We start from the raw sequence: 18,012 nt of genomic DNA, 5'->3' as shown, positions 1-18,012 counted from the left end.
TGAAGTGGTACAAAAACAAGATGATTTTAAAAAAGCATTAGGAAATTATCCAACAGGTGTAACAGTTGTTACAACATTCGATAAAGAAAATCATCCAGTCGGTCTTACGGTTAATTCGTTTGCTTCTGTATCATTAGATCCATTATTAATTCTCTGGTCAATTGATAAAAAATCGAAGTCCTTATCTGATTTTATAAACAGCGGAAAATTTGCAGTCAATATTTTGGCTAGCGATCAAGAAAAAATATGTTTCCTTTTTTCAAGCAAGGAAGTAGATCGTTTTGGACAATGTGAATGGCAGCGTTCAGAAAATGATTTACCGGTTTTGGGGGATGTCGCATCCGTCTTAGAATGTGAAACAGTTCAACAAATAGAAGCTGGAGATCATATTATATTGATAGGGCAAGTTCATCATATAGTGAATGCGGATAAAGCACCTTTACTTTATCATCAACGAAATGTGGGAGAAATTCCGAGAACATTTTATCAAACAATATAAACGGGTAAACTGCAGGCAATGGATGAAAACAGATTGTTTGCGGTTTATTTTTGAGTAAAATAAAAAAGCATATGCCTTAGTTGTAAGGCTTAAGCTTCTGATAGTACTTCCTTGGTCAATGCAGTAATATCAACGGATGTTTTTTCCGTTACAACATCTGCCAGAATGACGTTTTTGAAGTAATCTACACTTGAAGGTAGGGGAATGATGAGTAATTTTTTTAATGCTTCTTGATACATGCTGATAAACTCATTGTCGGAATTGCCTCGTTTCAGCTCTGCAAATGCCTCGTAAAATAAATCCAGTTTATCTGCAAATTCCAGTAAACGCCCTTCTACCGTAGCATCCTTTCCTTCTTTCATACGTTCAAAGAAAATTTCTTGGAACTCCTCTGGAATTTCATTGAATATAAATTTTTCCATCATTTTTTCTTCTACATGAGAAATCATCTGCTTTAGTTCTGGCGATGCATGTTTGACAGGTGTTTTAATATCTCCGATAAATACTTCAGCAAAATCATGATTGATGGTTTTTTCATATAATGATTTCCAATTAATAATGGATCCATTCATTTCTTCAATCGTTCCAAAAAACAAGGCGTATTGTGATACTTTCCATGAGTGGGCTGCTACATTATGTTCTTCGAATTTGAAGCGGCCTGGACAACGTATGATACGCTCTAAATCATTTAGACTAGTAAAAAATTTATGAATACCTATAGCAATCATCTCCTTTAGATTATATAGCTAAATTGACCGTTTCGTAATGACCATAAGGAACAGATAACTGCCAATAAAGCTTAGTGTGTTTGGAAATACAGACATTGTCAAAGAAAGTGTTGTCTGAATTTCTGCGGACATCAATAGTAAAGAGAAAGGTTTTTGGGTGAAAGGTTTGTTTATTTATTGTATGTTACTTTATCAAGAATGTGATTAGGATGTCCACTAATTCCTCCTTGATACAGATATTATTATATAATATTATTTGTGCTGCATTTGCTTATTTACAAAGAAAACAAGTTATCTTTACACTGTATTACAAAGTGCCAAGTCGTCAAAATATGTTCATTTTTTTGTCCATTGCTTGTATGTGTTATTTCCTATATTGTTGAGGTAAGAATTATATATGCAAAGGAAGCTTATTTATGCTCTATTCAACAGTATTATTTATACATGTATTTAGTGCAATATTATCGATTGGTCCTTTTTTTGTACTCATTCCTATGTTAAAGAAGATGAAAATCGCTAAAACTCATGAAGAAATGACCGCTTATGTTACAACATTTTCACTTGCGATTCAAATCGTAAAACATGCGGGACATATTCTCATATTATCGGGTATTTATCTTTTATGGAGTGGAGGCTACTCCATCACTTCACCATTCATCGTTATGACCATTGCCTTACTCATGGCATCCATTGTATTTTTAGCTAGAGCGTTTAAGCCAACGATAAGAACTTTTAATACACCAGAGTATCATCAACAGTTATTTGTCGCAAAACTTAAAAAGGCTGTTTGGATTTATACGATTTTGTTGCTGATTATGCTATGGTTTATGGTAACAAAGCCGCCTTTATGGTAAATTCTCATAGAGGCATTCATCCTTTTGCATAGAGTAGAATGGTGGGATTTAGAGGTTAATGCAAAAAGCCTCCTGCATGTTGATCTGGTAACATGCAGGAGGCTTTTTAGGTAGCATCATCAAGAACGATAAATGTCATCGCAGCATCGCTTGAAAAAGGGCGCTTGAGGATACTTCTTGATAAATCTCATATTATTTTGAGTGTATGAATCGAATCAATTTTCCCCCGCCTACGAGCCAATTTGATAAGGACTGTCGCTTTTTATAGACATACTATATTCGACCGCTTCAAGTACATACAGTTTTTTACGGATTATTCTTTAAAAATTTATACCAAGATTCACCTAAAAAGAAAAATGGCGTGAGCAACAATGCAAAAATAACTTTTTTATCCAGTTCATCACTGAGCAATATAATGACAATCCCTATGGCGCCTAAAAGTCTTATAGCACTTATGGCAACTTTATTTTTCATATAATGTTTTCTCCTTATTTTTTTATTCAATATGTAAATCAAGAATATAAGAGACTTAATATATAGCATAAACTAATTTATCTATATGGAAATATAATCCTTATATATACTTAACTATCCTTATTTTAACAGGCAAAGCTTCCATAACTAAAATTTTGTCGTGACATTATAATAATTGATCACAAACGTTAAATGGAAATATGGATTGTAACGTTTATGATGAAAAATCTAACGTTAAGTACATAGACGACTAAAAGTAAATGGATTTCTTTACGAGGACACAGAATGAGGAATCATCAATCGAATCCTTGTTATTTTAAATAAGTCAAAGGTACAATTCACTCCGATGAATGAATCATTTATATCGATTGTATGATGAACATTTGAATCGTCTTTTTTGTGGAAATGGTATTGAATCGATGATCATACAGTAGTATATTAAATTTATATAAATAGATAGGAATAATAAGGAATAGAAATGAACAGATGTGTATTTTTAGTTGTATGATTAATCCCGCTTTAACGGGCAGTAAGACCCCCATCTCAAGATTTAGAGAGAAACGAAAAAGATAGATGGGGGACCAACTGCCCGTAAAAAGTCCGATTGGTTCAACTAACTATCAGTGGGGAATGAAGAAAACCCCCACTGATGGAGTTTCACTTTATCAGAGTTCAATTGGTTTCTTTTCCTATTATATTGTTTACAATATGTTCAAAAGATTTGCTATGGCAGTTTGAAAGATATGGTCTTTTCGTTTTTAAAGTTCCTATCTTTTTTAGAGAATAAATATGGAAAGGATGATTACATATGACAGCGATAAAAAATAAGTATTTAACAAAAGGGAGCGAGGATGCACCTTTAAAACTAGAAGCCTTTTTAAATTTAGCTTGTCCGGGAAGTGCAGCTTTTTATAATTATGCAAAGGAAATACTGCCTACATATATTGAAAATGGGCAAATCCAGTACATTGTAAAATTGTATGATAAACCACGTGAAGAATTATTACCAGGTACGCTTGTCCATCTTGCATTGGATTACTCAAAACCTGAGGAAACATTCCAAATCATTGACAAATTATATGCAACACAACCTGAGTGGCGCGATTTGCCAGATAAAGAGATTAAAGCATTGCTGATCCGCGAATATAATCAACAACAAGAAGAACGAAAAGAGAATACAGCGATCAGTTTGTCTATTACGGGTGAAGCTATTGAAAGAGATGTGCAAGGCGTTCCGACGATCTTCATCAATGGTGAACGTAAAGCTTTAACATTCCCATTACAGGAAGAACAAGTCAAAACAATTATCGAAGAAGAAGTAGCAAAATTAAAATAATAGGCATGTGGATTAGGAAAAAATTAGAGAATATATTAACATAATCCTTAGAAAAACATGGATTTTTAGCTCGATTCCTTCGAGTAAGTGCATACTCGGTGAAGACAACTCAATGTCCTAAGGAAAGAGCGAATAGAGTCTCCGAGAGAGCGAATAAAATCCTGGAAAGAGCAAATAAATCTTCTGAGAGAGCGAATAAAATCTCTGAGAGAGCGAATAAATCTTGAGAGAGCAAATAAAGTCTTCGAGAGAGCGAATAAAATCTTGGAAAGAGCAAATAAATCTTCCGAGAGAGCAAATAAAATCTTTGAGAGAGCGAATAAATCTTGAGAGAGCAAATAAAGTCTCTGAGAGAGCGAATAAAATCTTTGAGAGAGCGAATAAATCTTGAGAGAGCAAATAAAGTCTCTGAGAGAGCGAATAAATCCCGAAAGAGCGAATAAAGTCTCCGAGAGAGCAAATAAAGTCTTCGAGAGAGCGAATAAAATCTCTGAGAGAGCGAATAAATCTTGAGAGAGCAAATAAAGTCTTCGAGAGAGCGAATAAAATCTTGGAAAGAGCAAATAAATCTTCCGAGAGAGCAAATAACTCCACGAAAAGGGCGAATAACTCCATGAGAAAAGCGAACAATTGAGACCCCACGGCTTCGCTAAGGAGGCCGCTGAAAAAACTATAGAATCGCCACCTTTATTGATAAAAATCCATCTTTTCTATCGCTTTATGATCTAAAAAGCTGATCTTTATCATGCTTTTGAAGATGAATGGACTTTTTTAGGGGCCTCTCGCTAAGGAGGCTCAAGCCGCGCTCATATGAGTTGTACAAGCCTTAGCGGAAATCAGCGAATATGCTATATTTTATGGAAGAAGTAAAATAAGTATTTATAAAAAGAAGAACAAGGCAGATCTTTGTAAGGATCTGTTTTGTTCTTCTTTCATTCATGTAATTGTTAAGGATTAAATGGGCTACAGTGTCATTATTTTTCCAATTCTTTGATTAAAGGTTTTGCTAGTTCGGTTGCTGTTTTGCCGATTTTTTGATGGTTCTCTACGACAGATAACACTAAGAACTCTTGGCTCTTTTTCGTGTCAAAGGCTACGATGAAGCTATTTTCTTGTCCTTTTGTTCCTTGTGTTTGTTTCAGTTCAGCCGTTCCAGTTTTGGCAGCTAAAGTAGAGCTGATTCCATTTAAAATATGTGCCGTTCCGTTTGGATTTTGAATGACCTGTGTCATTGCCTGATGGACGATTTCAGCAGATTTTGAGCTAACAGCATCTTTTGCCTTTGTTTTTTCATTTGCTAATAGATGTCCATAAATGATTTTACCGTTGTTAGCAAAAGCACTATAGGTAATGGCCTGTTGAATTGGAGACATTAATACTTGACCTTGCCCATAAGCAGTATCTGCTAATAGAATTTGCGATTTAAATGATGTTTTATTGGAAATTTGAGCAGGTTCCATTGAAAAAGGTAAGTCTAATTTTTCACCAAAGATAAACTGATTGAATCCTTTACGTAATATCTTTTCGCCCATTTCAAGCCCTGTTTGAGCAAAGAAAATATTATCAGAATAGATGAAGGCTGTTTCTAAATTGACTTTAGGAACGTTGGAAACACGTGTGATATAATAATTGCCCCATGATTTATCTTTTTGCCATTTCAATCCGCTGATGGTTCGTGTCTTATCTGTTGTTAATGTGCCAGCATCAAGTGCAACACTGGCCGTTACAGTTTTCAAGGTAGAACCGGGTGCATATCGTTGCGTAAAGCGATTGGCGAATGGTTTTCGTTCGTCATTTAGGTAAGCGTCATATTCTTTTTGTGAAATGCCACGAATCATTAGGTTTGGATCGTAAGAAGGTTTGCTGACAAGTGCTGATAGCTCACCTGTTTTGGGCTGCATGATGACAGTCGCACCTGTAGCATTGTCAAGTGCATTATATGCTTTTACTTGCGTGTTCGCATCAATGGTTAGTTGAAGATCCTTGCCATCCTCGCGATATGCTTCTAACAACACTTCTTTTACTTTGCCGTTTTGATCGATAAGTGAAATCTTACCACCATTTTTTCCACGTAATTCTTTATCATAAGCTCTTTCTAAACCACTTTTTCCAATATTCGCATCAGCCGATAGTGTTTTGTCCTTTTTTAAATCCTCTGCTGTCACTTTTCCAGTATAGCCGATCATTGCCGATGCAGCTTTGCCAAGTGGATAATAACGAATATCGACCGCTTGATATTGTACAGCTGTCATCTTCTTGATCTGATCATCTTCAACGACCATCAGAGGAACAAACAAATCTTCCTTTACCCATTTTTGGTCAAGCTTTGCTTCAATTTCCTTTACACTGATGTGAAATTGTTGAGCAATGGCGTTTATATTTTCTGTTCTTTCAGTGCCTTTACCAAGTTCTTTAGGAATGATCCCGGCTTGGTGGAATTCAGCATTGGTTGCAAGTGCGCTGCCATTTTTGTCGAGAATCTTTCCCCGAACGGCATCATCTTCTGTGTAGGATATTTTATCGGTCGCTTCCATGTGGGGGAAGATTAAATTTGGTTGCCAGTCAATGACATAATCTTTTCCTTGTTTGATAAGTCTTCCTTTGTAGGAGAGGGTAGGTAATTTACCTAATCCTGTGGCTAAATTTAGTTTGTATGAAAATTGAAATTGTCCATTTTTTATTTTGGAGATTTTCAAATCGCTTGCTTTTAGATTTTCCGCACCAATACCGTTAAATATATTGGTATATTTATCAATGAATGTTTGTTTGGTGTAATGTGCTTTTTGCAGTGATTGGTTGGATACGACAGATGGCAATTGATCAAATTGTTGTTGTGTGAGGATTTGAATAAATTGTTTTGCTTTTTGTGTTGCCTTTTGTTCGGCATTTTTGTGTGCCATATAATAAGAGCCACCGGATATCGCTAGAACGAGTACCACAATTATTCCGATAAGCAATGGTTTCTTTTTCATAATACGTTCCCCCTTCTTAACGTTATTATCGATGATATTAGGCAAAAAGTATATAGAATGAGCACATAAATGTTAAAATGGGAAAAGAAAATATCAATATAGCAACAGAAAGAGGCATCATATGAAAAAAATGAGGATTGGTCTTATCTTTATTGCGATTGTCCTAATCATTCTTGGATGGGGAGCACATAAAGAAAAGGTACAAAAACAACAAATCAATACGATTCTAAATAATCAACAGGATGTCAATCAAATAGTGGTCATGAATCATCAAACGAATAAAGAAAAAGAACTGAACAAAAGCGAAGCAGCACAATACAAGGAAGAAAATCCATTAAGTCATATTGAAAAATTGGATAGCGGAGATCGCAAATTATTTGCGGATAAGGCTGACTATAGCATTACTTATCGAATAGATAGCAAAAAATTATACTCTGTTGAGATATTACGTTTAAAGGGAAAAGATGCAGCCATTTCAGATGAATTGCGCCCATTTCTTTTTGAAGTAAATGGGAAAAACTATATGATCTATTGGCCTGAGCAAAACAAAGTATTGGAGCAATCAGAGAATACACAAAAATTACTAAATAATCTTATAAAATTATAAAAGTTGAATAGCCAACGAAAAAAATCAAAGTATGAATGTTGTTTTATCCCGCTTTAACGGGCAGTAAGACCCCATCTCAAGATATAGAGAAACGAGAAAGATAGATGGGGAACAACTGCCCGTAAAAGTCCGATTGGTTCAGCTAACCATCAGTAGGGGATGAAGAAAACCCCCACTGATGGAGTTTCACTTTATCAGCACTCATACTTTGATTTTATATGTCTATTCTGTATTTAGTTATTCCTGAATTTATTCTGCATTAGCTTCCGTAAATGTGCGATTACCTAATTCAGCATCTAACATGAAAATAGCGTTTGAATCGTTTTCGATACGTTCAAATTTATGAATAATAGTATCTAAAGTAGATTCTTCTTCTACTTGTTCATCGATGAACCATTTTAAGAACGCCATCGTAGCATGTTCACGTTCATCTAAAGCAATATCGGCAAGTTCATAAATTCGATGTGTTACCTTTTTCTCATGTTGAAGTGCTGTTTTGAATGTTTCTAAAACGGAGGAAAAGTCATTTTTAGGGCTTTCAAATCCTTCAATTGTTACGCGATAGCCCATATCATTTAAGAAATTATAAAATTTCATCGCATGGAAACGTTCTTCTTCAGCTTGTACTAAATAGAAATTAGCAAATCCATCGTAATTTTCATTTGTACAATAAGCAGCCATAGCTAAATAAGTATGTGCGGAAAAGAATTCAAAATTCATTTGATCATTAAGTGCGGCATGAAGCTTTTCAGATAACATAAAAAGCCCTCCCTGTCATATTATTATTTAGAGATTTTCTCTTTTTAGTATACAACCGTCATCATCAAGTATTCGAAAATAATTTGGAAAAATAAGGGGTATAATAGAAGTAAGAAAATCATTTGTTCCTCATATTCTTATAGAAAATAATAACTTTCCCATGACTATTATTATAACATTTTTCCTTTTAAAGTACATCGGATAGATGTATGCTCCTCATAATTTTCCTTTAAAAGGTAGTACAAGAGGATAGAAAACTATTTTAGTTGAAGCGATTGGATTTTTACAGGCAACTGATTTCTAAGGTTAACAAGGCGATCAAGAATGTTTGCTGATTAGGAAAAAACAAGAATTTGCTAGAAAAGAGTAAGATAAAAATTGAAGAGTTAGGCTAGTACCAGTCATCGAAAGGAAGTGCTCTTTATGAATGGACATTGCATAAAAAGAAAAATACTTCATGGTAATATTTCGATGGATTGATTTTTTGGGTTCATCATCAGTAGAAGTTGCTATCTAGGAAGGAGATGTACTACTATGATTGACTGGCGGTGGAATGAAGTTGATATAGTAGAAAGTCAAGAAAGATGGTATGAAGCAAAATCATTCCTCACAAAAAAGTGGAAGCAGAATCCTGAAAATTTGAAAATTCTTATTAGGCTTGGCTTTTTTTGCTGGTATGTTTTGGTTGAAGAGGACTGTATAAGGGGAGAAAAATTAGATTCCGATGAGTTAGAGTCTATGTTAAATGAAGTCACACATTTTGGTTTGACCAATTTTATGGAAAATGAAGATTTTCTTTGGTGTTTTGGTTATATGATTTCACAGTTTCCGTATTACTTCGGTGATTATGAACATTGGGAAGAAAAAGGAATTTCAATGTTAAAACGTGCTTATGAACTATGTCCTGATGACCCAGTGTATAAATATTCTTATTTAGGTTCTCTCCCTGATAGTGGGGGAAAACTTAAAGCTGAATTACAACAAGTACTGTTCTTGAAGATAGATTTCAAGAAGAAGGCGTATTATCCGATTATTTTAAAGATGTATGGCGAAATTAGTAGGTAAATTAAATAAGCCAAAGAGTTCATTCAATAAGAATGTGGAAACTTTATTTTATTCCGCTGTGGGAAAAGACCAATTATATCTTTCTAATACCTTTTTCCATAATGAAACTCTAGATACAGCTTCAGGTGCTAAGTAAAGAAACAATTCTTAAAATAGGATATAATCATAGAGATTGTCTAAAAAGTTTTATTGTCAAAAAATAAAATGAAAATAGCATGGGGGATTATTTATATTTTATAAATGAAATTGGATAATCATGACACCTGATTCCTACGCAGGTTTGAAGAGGAATAGTAGTTTTTAACTAATATTTGAAGCAGGACTTTTTGGATAGACCCGTATATTCTTAAAACAATTTAAAGTTTAAAAACAAACTTTAGTCGCTTGTACAAAAAGCGGGAAGATGATATTATTAGAATAACAACACAATATATAGTATGCTGTTTATCTTGGTTCTACTATATGTAGATTAATAGGGAAATCAGTGAGAATCTGATGCTGTCCCCGCAACTGTAAATGTGAAACGAATGTCAACAGCCACTATGTTTTAACATGGGAAGGTGACTAGTAGGGTGAAGCATAAGCCAGGAGACCTGCCTAATAAACAATTGCACATTTTTTCGGGGGCTAGGAAATGGAGGCAAATAAGTCTGCATTTCCATCGACCTAATTGTTTCCATTTTGAAATAAAGCTATTCCCGATAAGACGGGGATAGCTTTTTGTGTTACTTATGTAAAAGTGTAAATTACTTTTTAAAGAAAGAGGAGATCTTATGAAACTTTATACGAAAACAATTTGCCCAAAATGCATGTTTGTAAAGTCATTTTTAAAAGAAGCAGGCTTTGAGGGAAAATATGAATTAATTAATGTAGATACAGATGAACAGGCAAAACAAGAAATAGTCGAAGCAGGCTTTTTATCTGTTCCAATTTTAGAGTTGAATGGGGAACTAATCCAAGATGTTGCGCAAATGAACGAAGAGATTAGTAAGATCGCCATATGATTGCATTTGCCAGCAGAACGGGAAATGTTCGATCCATCATTCATCGGCTAGGATTGCCTAATGTTGAAATAACAGAAGATTTGATGATGACAGAACCCTTTTTCGTTTTTACTTATACAGACGGATTGGGCGATGTGCCACTAATTGTTGAGAAATTTCTTCAAAACAATCATTCTTTTTGTAAAGGTGTGATCGCTAGCGGAAATTCCAATTTTGGTCACTCCGTTTTTTGCAAATCAGCAGATACAATCAGCAGAAAATACCATGTGCCTATTATTCGAAAAATAGAACTACGGGGATTTCCACGGGATTATGCGGCAATCGTTGATCAGTATCAAAACGTTTTTGAAAGAGAGGTTTCTTTATGAAAGAATACTTAAAATTAAACAATGAAGTGTTAAATAAATATAGCTCAACAGGAACCATTGATTTGCAAAAAGATAAAGAAGCTACACGCAAATATTTTTTGGAAAATGTCAATGTCAGAATGCGCTATTTTATCGACTTAGAAGAAAAAATAAGCTATTTAATGGAGGAAGGATATTACGAAGAAGAATTTTTGAAAATGTACTCCATGAAATTTATCAAAAAGTTATTTAAATATGCTTATGATTATCATTTTCGCTTTCCGTCCTTTATGAGTGCCAGTAAATTTTATGAAGGGTATGCTATGAAAAGCCGAGATGGAAAGGAAATTTTAGAAAAGTATGAGGATCGCATCATCATCATTGCCCTCTATTTAGCACAAGGCGACGAACAGCTAGCTGAAAAGGCTGTTCATCATATGATGGAATCGTATCAGCCTGCCACACCGACAGCTTTAAACAGTGGTAAAAAAGCGCGCGGGGAGCTGGTCAGTTGCTTTAAATTAGCGATGGATGATACGATGAACAGCATTGCAGAAAATATTGGCTATTGTTTAGAACTATCTCGCTTAGGTGGTGGAGTTGGTACTTTATTAACCGATTTGCGCCCATTAGGGGATCCAATTAAAGGAATCTTAAATCGTGCAAGTGGTGTCATGCCCGTTACGAAGTTATTAGAAAATGCCTTTTCTTATTCCAACCAATTGGGACAACGAAATGGCTCCGGTGTGGTCTATTTAAATATTTTCCATGGGGACATTGAAGAATTTATCTCATCGAAAAAACCAAATGCGGATGAAAAAATTCGACTTGCCACATTGTCAACAGGCGTCATCATTCCAGATATTTTCTTCGAATTAATGAAAAAAGATAAAGATATCGTTTTATTTAGTCCTTATGATATTTATAAAGAATATGGCAAGCGCATGAGTGAAATCAGTATTACTGAGATGTATTATGAACTATTGGATAATCCCAATATTCGTAAATTAAAACGCTTAAATGCACGAAAATTATATACAGAAATAAAGAAAACACAATTTGAATCAGGCTATCCATTTGAAATATTCGATGACAATGTAAATCGTGTTCATCCTTTAAAAGGTCTTGGTCGGGTGAAAATGTCCAATCTTTGCACGGAAATTCTGCAAGTTCAAACGACCAGTATTATTACAGACATGGACAAGCCAAACGAATATGGCTTAGATGTATCTTGTAATTTAGGTTCTTTAGACATTCATCATGCGACAGAAACAAATAATTTTGAAGAACTAGTTGATACAGCTATGCGTCTACTGACAAATGTTTCTCAAATGACGGATATCGTCAATGTCCCTTCCGTCGCAAAGGCAAATAAATTGATGCATTCGGTTGGATTGGGTACGATGAATCTTCATGGACACCTTGTCACGGAAAATATTCTATATGGTTCAGATGAATCTATCGAATTCGTTGATTTCTTTATGGAAGCATTAAATTACTACTCCTTAAAAGCTTCCATGCTAATTGCGAAAGAAAAAGGCGAGACTTTTTATGGATTTGACAAAAGTGAGTATGCAAATGGCCAATATTTTGAGCATTACATCCATAAACAAGAAAAAATGCCAACTGAAAAAGTACAAAAAGCACTAGGAAATGTGCCGATCATTACAGCGGATATGTGGAAAAAGTTAAAGAAAAATGTTATGAAATATGGCGTATTTAATGCATATCGTCTCGCTGTTGCGCCAACAGGCAGTATTTCCTACATTCGTAGCTGCACAGCATCCATTGCTCCATGTACGGAAAGAGTAGAAATTCGTGATTATGCGGATAGCCGGACCATTTATCCAATGCCTTATTTGAATAATGAAAATCAGCATTTATATGTAGAAGCTTATGATGTTGATAGTTATCGTATGATCGATTTATATGCAACAGCTCAAAAACATGTTGATCAAGGTATTTCAATGACATTATATGTAACGGATCAATGGACAACTGAGCGCCTTGCGAAACTTTATATTTATGCATGGATGCGCGGCATTAAGTCGATTTATTATGTTCGCCAACGCTTGCAAACATTGGAGGAATGTGTGTCATGTTCAATATAGGACCATTTGAAGCGGTCAATTGGAATAAACCAACGAGTGATTTGGCTAAAACATTTTGGGATCAGCAGTGGAAACAAATGTGGTTTCCTGAAGAAATCGCGGTCAGTAAAGATTTGAAGCAATGGAAAGACTTCGAGTTTCGAGATACGTATACAAAAGTATTCGGCGGACTTACTTTACTGGATACGCTTCAAACCAATATAGGGATGAACGAAATTGCTAGATACCATGAAGACTTACAAGAAAAGGCTGTACTAACAGTATTTGATGCATTTGAAGCTATCCATGCAAAATCCTATTCTTATATTTTCACAACATTGTGCAATAACGATGAAATTGATGAGATCTTTGCTTGGGTCAAGAAAAATGAATTTCTACAATATAAAGCGAAAAAAATTGCAGATATCTATTCTTCTATTCAAGAAAACGACCCTGAAAGTTTATGGAAAGCTATGTTTGCGTCTGTTATGCTTGAATCGTTTTTATTTTATTCTGGATTCTTTTATCCCTTATATTTGGGTGGACAAGGAATTTTACGAAATAGCGCAGAAGTGATTTCTCTTATTTTAAGGGACGAATCTATTCATGGTGTGGCAACAGGATATTTCGCTCAAAATCTTTTTAAAAAGTTCTCAAAAGAAAAACAGGACGAATTAAAAGTATGGGGCTATGAGCTTCTGCTAGATTTATATGAAAACGAAATGAAATATACAGATGATATCTATGCGGAAACAGGTTTAAGTCCAGAAGTGAAAGCCTATGTACGCTATAACGGCAATAAAGCACTCATGAATTTAGGGTTAGATACGATGTTCCCAGAGGAAGAGATCAATCCTATTGTTATGAACGGCATTCGAAATGAAGGCTCTACCTATGATTTCTTCTCACAAAAGGGCTCTACCTACGCAATTGCTAAAGTTGAACCTATATCCGATGAGACCTTTAACTTTGATTTTTTAAAGAAATAACCGTGATCTAAGGTGTCGAACTAAAACAATTCGGACAATAGAACAATTGAAGGTCCTTAATCTCTTTGGAGGTTAAGGATTTTTTGGTTTAGAGATGAAAATATGGAGTGAAGATGATCCAAATACCCTCTGCTCGAATGTCATGAAAAACGACCAGTTAAAGGAAAACGTGAAAATCTATTGAAATTAGTTGGTGATATATTTCACAAAGTGGTAATCCAGATAAAAAGAGATAGCCTCGTCTGTTAAGAAAGCTAGAGCGAGGCTACCGAAAGAAAACTTTGGGTCGGATGCTGGATGTAGAAACGAAAATCTAGGAAATAAGAATTTTGTCATAATATATTTCCTGAGAAATAATATTGTCGATAAAGGTCTAATGGAATAGCTGTTGTAGTTGATGATATAGACCGTTTTGATCGTTTGTATATGTTGTTACTTCATCGGCTTGCAATTGAACTTCTTGACGTGCATTTTTCATGGCGATACTTTTTCCAACCTTTTCAAAGAGCGGGATATCGTTCCCTCCATCACCAAATGCTATGACATCTTCAAAGCGAATCTGTAATTCAGATAGTAAAGTGGTAACCCCAATAGCCTTTGTTGCATTGGCTCCGTTCACATCTATTAAATCAGATGAAGATAATGCAGCGGAAAAAGCATAGTCTTTTTGTAGTTGTTTTATTGTCTCGAACCACTCAGCAACAAGTGATATGTTTTCATCAAAGAATAGTATTTTTTCGACATGATTGGCATGTAGTGCAGTTGTCCATTTTACATTTTCGTGTCTGTGAGATATCGATGTTGAAGTTTCTGTTTGGAAGGGCGTTATTTGTGCGGTTAATGTTCCATCTTTGTGATAAATTTCATGATAGATCCCAAATTCAATTGATTCTTCTATTAAATGCTGAACAGTGTTTGCAGGAATCTCACTTTTATATATCTGCTTCTTCCCAGCAAAAACATTCATCCCATTTGATGCGACGATTCCATCCACAACAAATTCTTTTGGGAGAATTCGTTGAACTTCAAAAATAGTACGACCTGTTGCGATAAAGACCAATAGTCCTCTTTTTCTGAGTGTTTGTATATATTGAACTAATAACGGATGAACAGTTTTCTTACTTGTTAAGGTTGTTCCATCTAAGTCTAAAATGATTCCTTGTGAATCCATTGTGCCATCTCCAGTGTAAAAGTTTAAGAATGATTTAATTATTTGGCTTTATTATAAATATGGTTGATGTTTCAACTCTAATCAGTAAATGAGAGCAGGTCAAGCTTCCTTACCGAACATTGTCGAGAAGGCTTGATGTTCATTCACAGAAAAGAGCTCACCTGTGATGAATCGAATATGTCATCAATATGATTAAACAGAGCTAATCATTAAAAGTCAAAAAATTATATAATTAAGACTTGCCATTTTTATTGTAGTAAAAATGATGATTATGTAAAGGGCCTATTGTAACAATAGGGTAGGGTCAGGGCAAAATAACCATTCTTTGATATAATGGAAGTAGCTAAAAGGCGGTGAAAGTTTACGTGACAAAATGGTACAGTGTCTTTCCAAAAAATCCAGTGATGAGTATGATCGCATGGATTGCGTTTTGCTTTATCCCGTTTTATTTAATATTTCATTCGGCATCAAAGCTTGAAGGGTCTATCGCACTTGCAGTTCTCATCATGTATTTAATCTGTTTTCGTTTTGCTTATAGTGCGACAAATGGGCTTGTCTATATGTGGATTGCCCTTGGAATGGTTATTAATGCAGCCATGACAGTATTGTTTGGATATATATATTTTGCTTTTTTTACGGCATTTTCTATAGGAAAAATCCGCCATACAGTAGGATTTTATATTATGTATGGACTTCATATTGCAATGACGGTTGGTTCAGTCATTGGAGGATTCTTTATCGAAACAGATCTATTTATTCAAGAGATTCCTTTGATCGTTATTATTTTATTTAGTGCGATTTTGGGTCCTTTCTATCTTTATAGTGAAAATAAAAGTAAAAGACTTGAGGGCGCATTAGAAACGGCAAATGCACGCATTTCCGAATTAAGTGTATACGAAGAGAGACAACGAATTGCAAGGGATTTACATGATACGTTAGGCCAAAAGCTTTCGATGATTGGCTTAAAAAGTGACTTGGCTGTACGGTTAGTCAAAAAGGATCCAGAGGCTGCTATTCAGGAATTGCATGATATCCGGCAAACTTCTAGTATGGCCTTAAAGGAAGTTCGTGAGATGGTATCGAATATGAAAAAGGTCAAACTACAAGAGGAAATCACACACGTACAACAAATATTAAAGGCAGCGAATATCCAGCTGAAATTGGAGGGGAATCCGCAGTATGATCGCATTCCCACGATGCTTAGTAATTCGTTAAGTATGTGTTTAAAAGAGGCAATTAATAATGTGGTGCGTCATAGTCAAGCGACAGCATGTAAAATTAAGATATTGCAAACCGCTGATTTCATCGAAATGATCATAAGTGACAATGGTATCGGTCTTTCAAAAAGTACTAAAAAACCATCAAGTAATGGGTTGAATGGTATGAAAGAACGTGTTGAGTTTGTGAATGGTGAATTAGAATTACTAGAAAAAAAAGGAACTACAATAAAAATTACCATTCCTATTGTTATTACGCACAATGAGTAATTGACTACATGAGTTGGTCCGCTTCGTAGAAAAATATCCAGAGTATTTTGGATCTCTTTTTCATGCAAGAATACAACTTTTCCTGAATCTTTGGATCATTTTTTTTAATTTAGTCTTCCTTTTAAAGATAAAAATTTAGGAAAAGGAAAAGGATTCATGTGATCGACGTCGAAATGTAAATACTATGGAAATTTTAATTTTTTCGGAAGAAGTCCCACTTCTATGAAGAATAAGATGAATGTAGCTTTTTATTTGCCTCGCATGAATGGGCGGGCGGTAATACTCCTCCTCAAGATTCAGTGAGAGCAAAGAGGTAGGAGGAGAACAACTGTTGCATGCGCGCCCGATTGGTTCGGGCCAACAAGATGTTGGTTACTCAGGTGTTGCCACAAGACGTGGCGCTTTTAGCCTGAGTTCCTCTAGTTCAGTAGGGGATGAAGAACCCCCCACTGATGAAAGTTTCACTTTATCTCGCATCAAGATGTATGTAAAAAGTAGGGGGAAGTTAAGTAAAGGGCGATCGATTGGCTGTGAAAGCTCGATTGATTGAACGAACAACAATGTGAGGATGAAGAAAACCTCACTGGGTAAAGTTTCACTTTATTTTCCATAAAAGTGGATGGGTAAAGTAGAAAATTTTTCAGAACACATGTAAGCGTTTGATATGGGTATGATTAACACAAGGGAGAGATGGCAAATGTTTAATCCGCGTGATTTTGGTGAAAAGTTAAAAGAATTACGTATTCAAAATGGATATTCGATGTTATCGTTGGGAAAAGCAATTGGTACATCAGCAAGTCGTATCAAAAGCTGGGAAATGGGAGAAAGTGTGCCTTCTGCTAGCTGGATCGTCAAGCTAAGTAATATTTTACATGTTTCAGCTGATGAGCTATTACTGAATATCATCGATAAAACACCGTTAAAGGGAGAAAAGGTGTTTCTTAAAAAGCGAAATGTTATTTTAAATGATCTGACTATTTTATTGCATGAATTAGATAAAAAAGACCTTTGGGAACTTTATACTTTAGCTGAAGTAAAGGTTATGCAAAAAGATGTGTCGTTACAGAACGATCCATATAATATTGAACTAGGGGAAAGAAGTCCCAAGGCTCATTTGCTTTGATCTTCTTTGAGTTATCTGCTATCTAAAAGAGCCTTTTTAAAAGAAGAATATGTTCATATACAGGGCACAGAATACTGTTTCATCGGTATTCTGTGCCCTTTTTGCAAGGAATAAAGATAAACTTCTTCCTTTAGAAAGTTTCTTTTGCCCGTTTTGAACAATTAATGATGTTTTCCAGTAATAATAGGTATATTCTTTACACAAAAAGGCAAAAATAATTTTATATGGGAGTATTTTTGTAATATTTCGACGCCAAAAAAGGTATTTTTTTTCGTAAAATCAACTGATTTTCTCTTTTTTCACGAAAAAAAGAGAAAAAATTTTTAAAAGTTATCTCTTTATTTGTATAAAAAAGGAAAATAAAATAAATAGATAGTTAATTTATTCCACATAACACTAACCTAGTCATATCAATAGCTATGAAAATTTTGATTAAAAAATTTTTATAATGATGTATGAAATATCAGAAAATTGGCAAAGATTGTAACACGATTGTTACAGTGCATA

At 34.8% G+C, this 18,012-nt stretch carries 17 protein-coding genes and 1 riboswitch; of the genes, 12 read left to right on the top strand and 5 right to left on the bottom strand.

Going from position 1 to position 18,012, the window contains the following annotated elements; translation table 11 throughout:
* Nucleotides 1–4 precede the first annotated feature (4 nt).
* Entirely contained in the window at nucleotides 5–499 is a 495-nt protein-coding gene (locus FEU33_RS15245; RefSeq protein ID WP_146550335.1) for a flavin reductase family protein, read from the top strand.
* 89 nt (nucleotides 500–588) lie between these two features.
* On the opposite strand, the gene FEU33_RS15240 is transcribed toward FEU33_RS15245, so the two are convergent.
* Nucleotides 589–1,227 (bottom strand): YfbR-like 5'-deoxynucleotidase, encoded by a 639-nt coding sequence (locus FEU33_RS15240; protein ID WP_186731443.1) that lies wholly within the window; start codon nucleotides 1,225–1,227, stop codon nucleotides 589–591.
* 416 nt (nucleotides 1,228–1,643) lie between these two features.
* Between FEU33_RS15240 and FEU33_RS15235 the strand changes: the two genes are divergently transcribed.
* Nucleotides 1,644–2,081: a hypothetical protein gene (locus tag FEU33_RS15235; RefSeq protein WP_146550334.1), complete on the top strand. Its 438-nt coding sequence runs from the start codon at nucleotides 1,644–1,646 to the stop codon at nucleotides 2,079–2,081.
* A gap of 306 nt (nucleotides 2,082–2,387) precedes the next feature.
* Here FEU33_RS15235 and FEU33_RS18890 read toward each other — a convergent pair whose 3' ends face one another.
* Nucleotides 2,388–2,555 (bottom strand): hypothetical protein, encoded by a 168-nt coding sequence (locus FEU33_RS18890; RefSeq protein WP_186731442.1) that lies wholly within the window; start codon nucleotides 2,553–2,555, stop codon nucleotides 2,388–2,390.
* A gap of 808 nt (nucleotides 2,556–3,363) precedes the next feature.
* Between FEU33_RS18890 and FEU33_RS15230 the strand changes: the two genes are divergently transcribed.
* Entirely contained in the window at nucleotides 3,364–3,891 is a 528-nt protein-coding gene (locus tag FEU33_RS15230; RefSeq protein ID WP_146550333.1) for a thioredoxin domain-containing protein, read from the top strand.
* 974 nt (nucleotides 3,892–4,865) lie between these two features.
* Here the strand turns inward: FEU33_RS15230 and pbp4 are convergent.
* Nucleotides 4,866–6,863 (bottom strand): penicillin-binding protein PBP4(5), encoded by a 1,998-nt coding sequence (gene pbp4, locus FEU33_RS15225; RefSeq protein ID WP_146550332.1) that lies wholly within the window; start codon nucleotides 6,861–6,863, stop codon nucleotides 4,866–4,868.
* A 121-nt stretch (nucleotides 6,864–6,984) separates the two neighbouring features.
* Between pbp4 and FEU33_RS15220 the strand changes: the two genes are divergently transcribed.
* Complete coding sequence (locus FEU33_RS15220; RefSeq protein WP_146550331.1) at nucleotides 6,985–7,470, top strand: hypothetical protein; 486 nt, start codon at nucleotides 6,985–6,987, stop codon at nucleotides 7,468–7,470.
* A gap of 249 nt (nucleotides 7,471–7,719) precedes the next feature.
* Here the strand turns inward: FEU33_RS15220 and FEU33_RS15215 are convergent, their stop codons facing one another.
* Nucleotides 7,720–8,229: a ferritin gene (locus FEU33_RS15215; protein WP_146550330.1), complete on the bottom strand. Its 510-nt coding sequence runs from the start codon at nucleotides 8,227–8,229 to the stop codon at nucleotides 7,720–7,722.
* 534 nt (nucleotides 8,230–8,763) lie between these two features.
* On the opposite strand from FEU33_RS15215, the gene FEU33_RS15210 reads away from it, so the two are divergent.
* From FEU33_RS15210 to nrdF, 5 genes are all read left to right on the top strand, one after another.
* The gene (locus FEU33_RS15210; protein ID WP_244951060.1) at nucleotides 8,764–9,294 is read left to right on the top strand and encodes a hypothetical protein; all 531 of its coding nucleotides are present in this window, start codon (nucleotides 8,764–8,766) and stop codon (nucleotides 9,292–9,294) included.
* A gap of 432 nt (nucleotides 9,295–9,726) precedes the next feature.
* A riboswitch (cobalamin riboswitch) is annotated at nucleotides 9,727–9,909 on the top strand.
* A 158-nt stretch (nucleotides 9,910–10,067) separates the two neighbouring features.
* Nucleotides 10,068–10,298: a glutaredoxin family protein gene (locus FEU33_RS15205; RefSeq protein ID WP_146550329.1), complete on the top strand. Its 231-nt coding sequence runs from the start codon at nucleotides 10,068–10,070 to the stop codon at nucleotides 10,296–10,298.
* The gene (gene nrdI / locus FEU33_RS15200; protein ID WP_146550328.1) at nucleotides 10,295–10,666 is read left to right on the top strand and encodes a class Ib ribonucleoside-diphosphate reductase assembly flavoprotein NrdI; all 372 of its coding nucleotides are present in this window, start codon (nucleotides 10,295–10,297) and stop codon (nucleotides 10,664–10,666) included. Before FEU33_RS15205 ends, nrdI begins: the two co-directional genes overlap by 4 nt.
* A complete protein-coding gene (gene nrdE, locus FEU33_RS15195; protein ID WP_146550327.1) occupies nucleotides 10,663–12,756 on the top strand; it encodes a class 1b ribonucleoside-diphosphate reductase subunit alpha in 2,094 nt (697 codons plus the stop codon). The genes nrdI and nrdE overlap by 4 nt, the downstream gene beginning before the upstream one ends.
* Complete coding sequence (nrdF, locus tag FEU33_RS15190) at nucleotides 12,744–13,724, top strand: class 1b ribonucleoside-diphosphate reductase subunit beta (RefSeq protein WP_146550326.1); 981 nt, start codon at nucleotides 12,744–12,746, stop codon at nucleotides 13,722–13,724. The genes nrdE and nrdF overlap by 13 nt, the downstream gene beginning before the upstream one ends.
* Before the next feature lie 373 nt (nucleotides 13,725–14,097).
* Here the strand turns inward: nrdF and FEU33_RS15185 are convergent, their stop codons facing one another.
* Nucleotides 14,098–14,895, bottom strand: a complete 798-nt coding sequence (locus tag FEU33_RS15185) for an HAD family hydrolase (RefSeq protein WP_146550325.1) — start codon at nucleotides 14,893–14,895, stop codon at nucleotides 14,098–14,100.
* Between the two features lie 365 nt (nucleotides 14,896–15,260).
* On the opposite strand from FEU33_RS15185, the gene FEU33_RS15180 reads away from it, so the two are divergent.
* The 3 genes from FEU33_RS15180 (at nucleotide 15,261) to FEU33_RS15170 (ending at nucleotide 17,505) form a co-directional block, all read left to right on the top strand.
* Nucleotides 15,261–16,382 (top strand): sensor histidine kinase, encoded by a 1,122-nt coding sequence (locus tag FEU33_RS15180; protein WP_244951059.1) that lies wholly within the window; start codon nucleotides 15,261–15,263, stop codon nucleotides 16,380–16,382.
* Between the two features lie 331 nt (nucleotides 16,383–16,713).
* Nucleotides 16,714–16,932: a hypothetical protein gene (locus tag FEU33_RS15175; RefSeq protein WP_146550324.1), complete on the top strand. Its 219-nt coding sequence runs from the start codon at nucleotides 16,714–16,716 to the stop codon at nucleotides 16,930–16,932.
* A 147-nt stretch (nucleotides 16,933–17,079) separates the two neighbouring features.
* Nucleotides 17,080–17,505: a helix-turn-helix domain-containing protein gene (locus FEU33_RS15170; protein WP_146550323.1), complete on the top strand. Its 426-nt coding sequence runs from the start codon at nucleotides 17,080–17,082 to the stop codon at nucleotides 17,503–17,505.
* The last annotated feature ends 507 nt before the right edge of the window (nucleotides 17,506–18,012 follow it).

The sequence above is a fragment of the Rummeliibacillus suwonensis genome (assembly GCF_007896435.1).
In the GTDB taxonomy this organism is placed as follows: Bacteria; Bacillota; Bacilli; order Bacillales_A; family Planococcaceae; genus Rummeliibacillus; species Rummeliibacillus suwonensis.
This window is presented reverse-complemented; position numbering and strand designations above follow the sequence as displayed.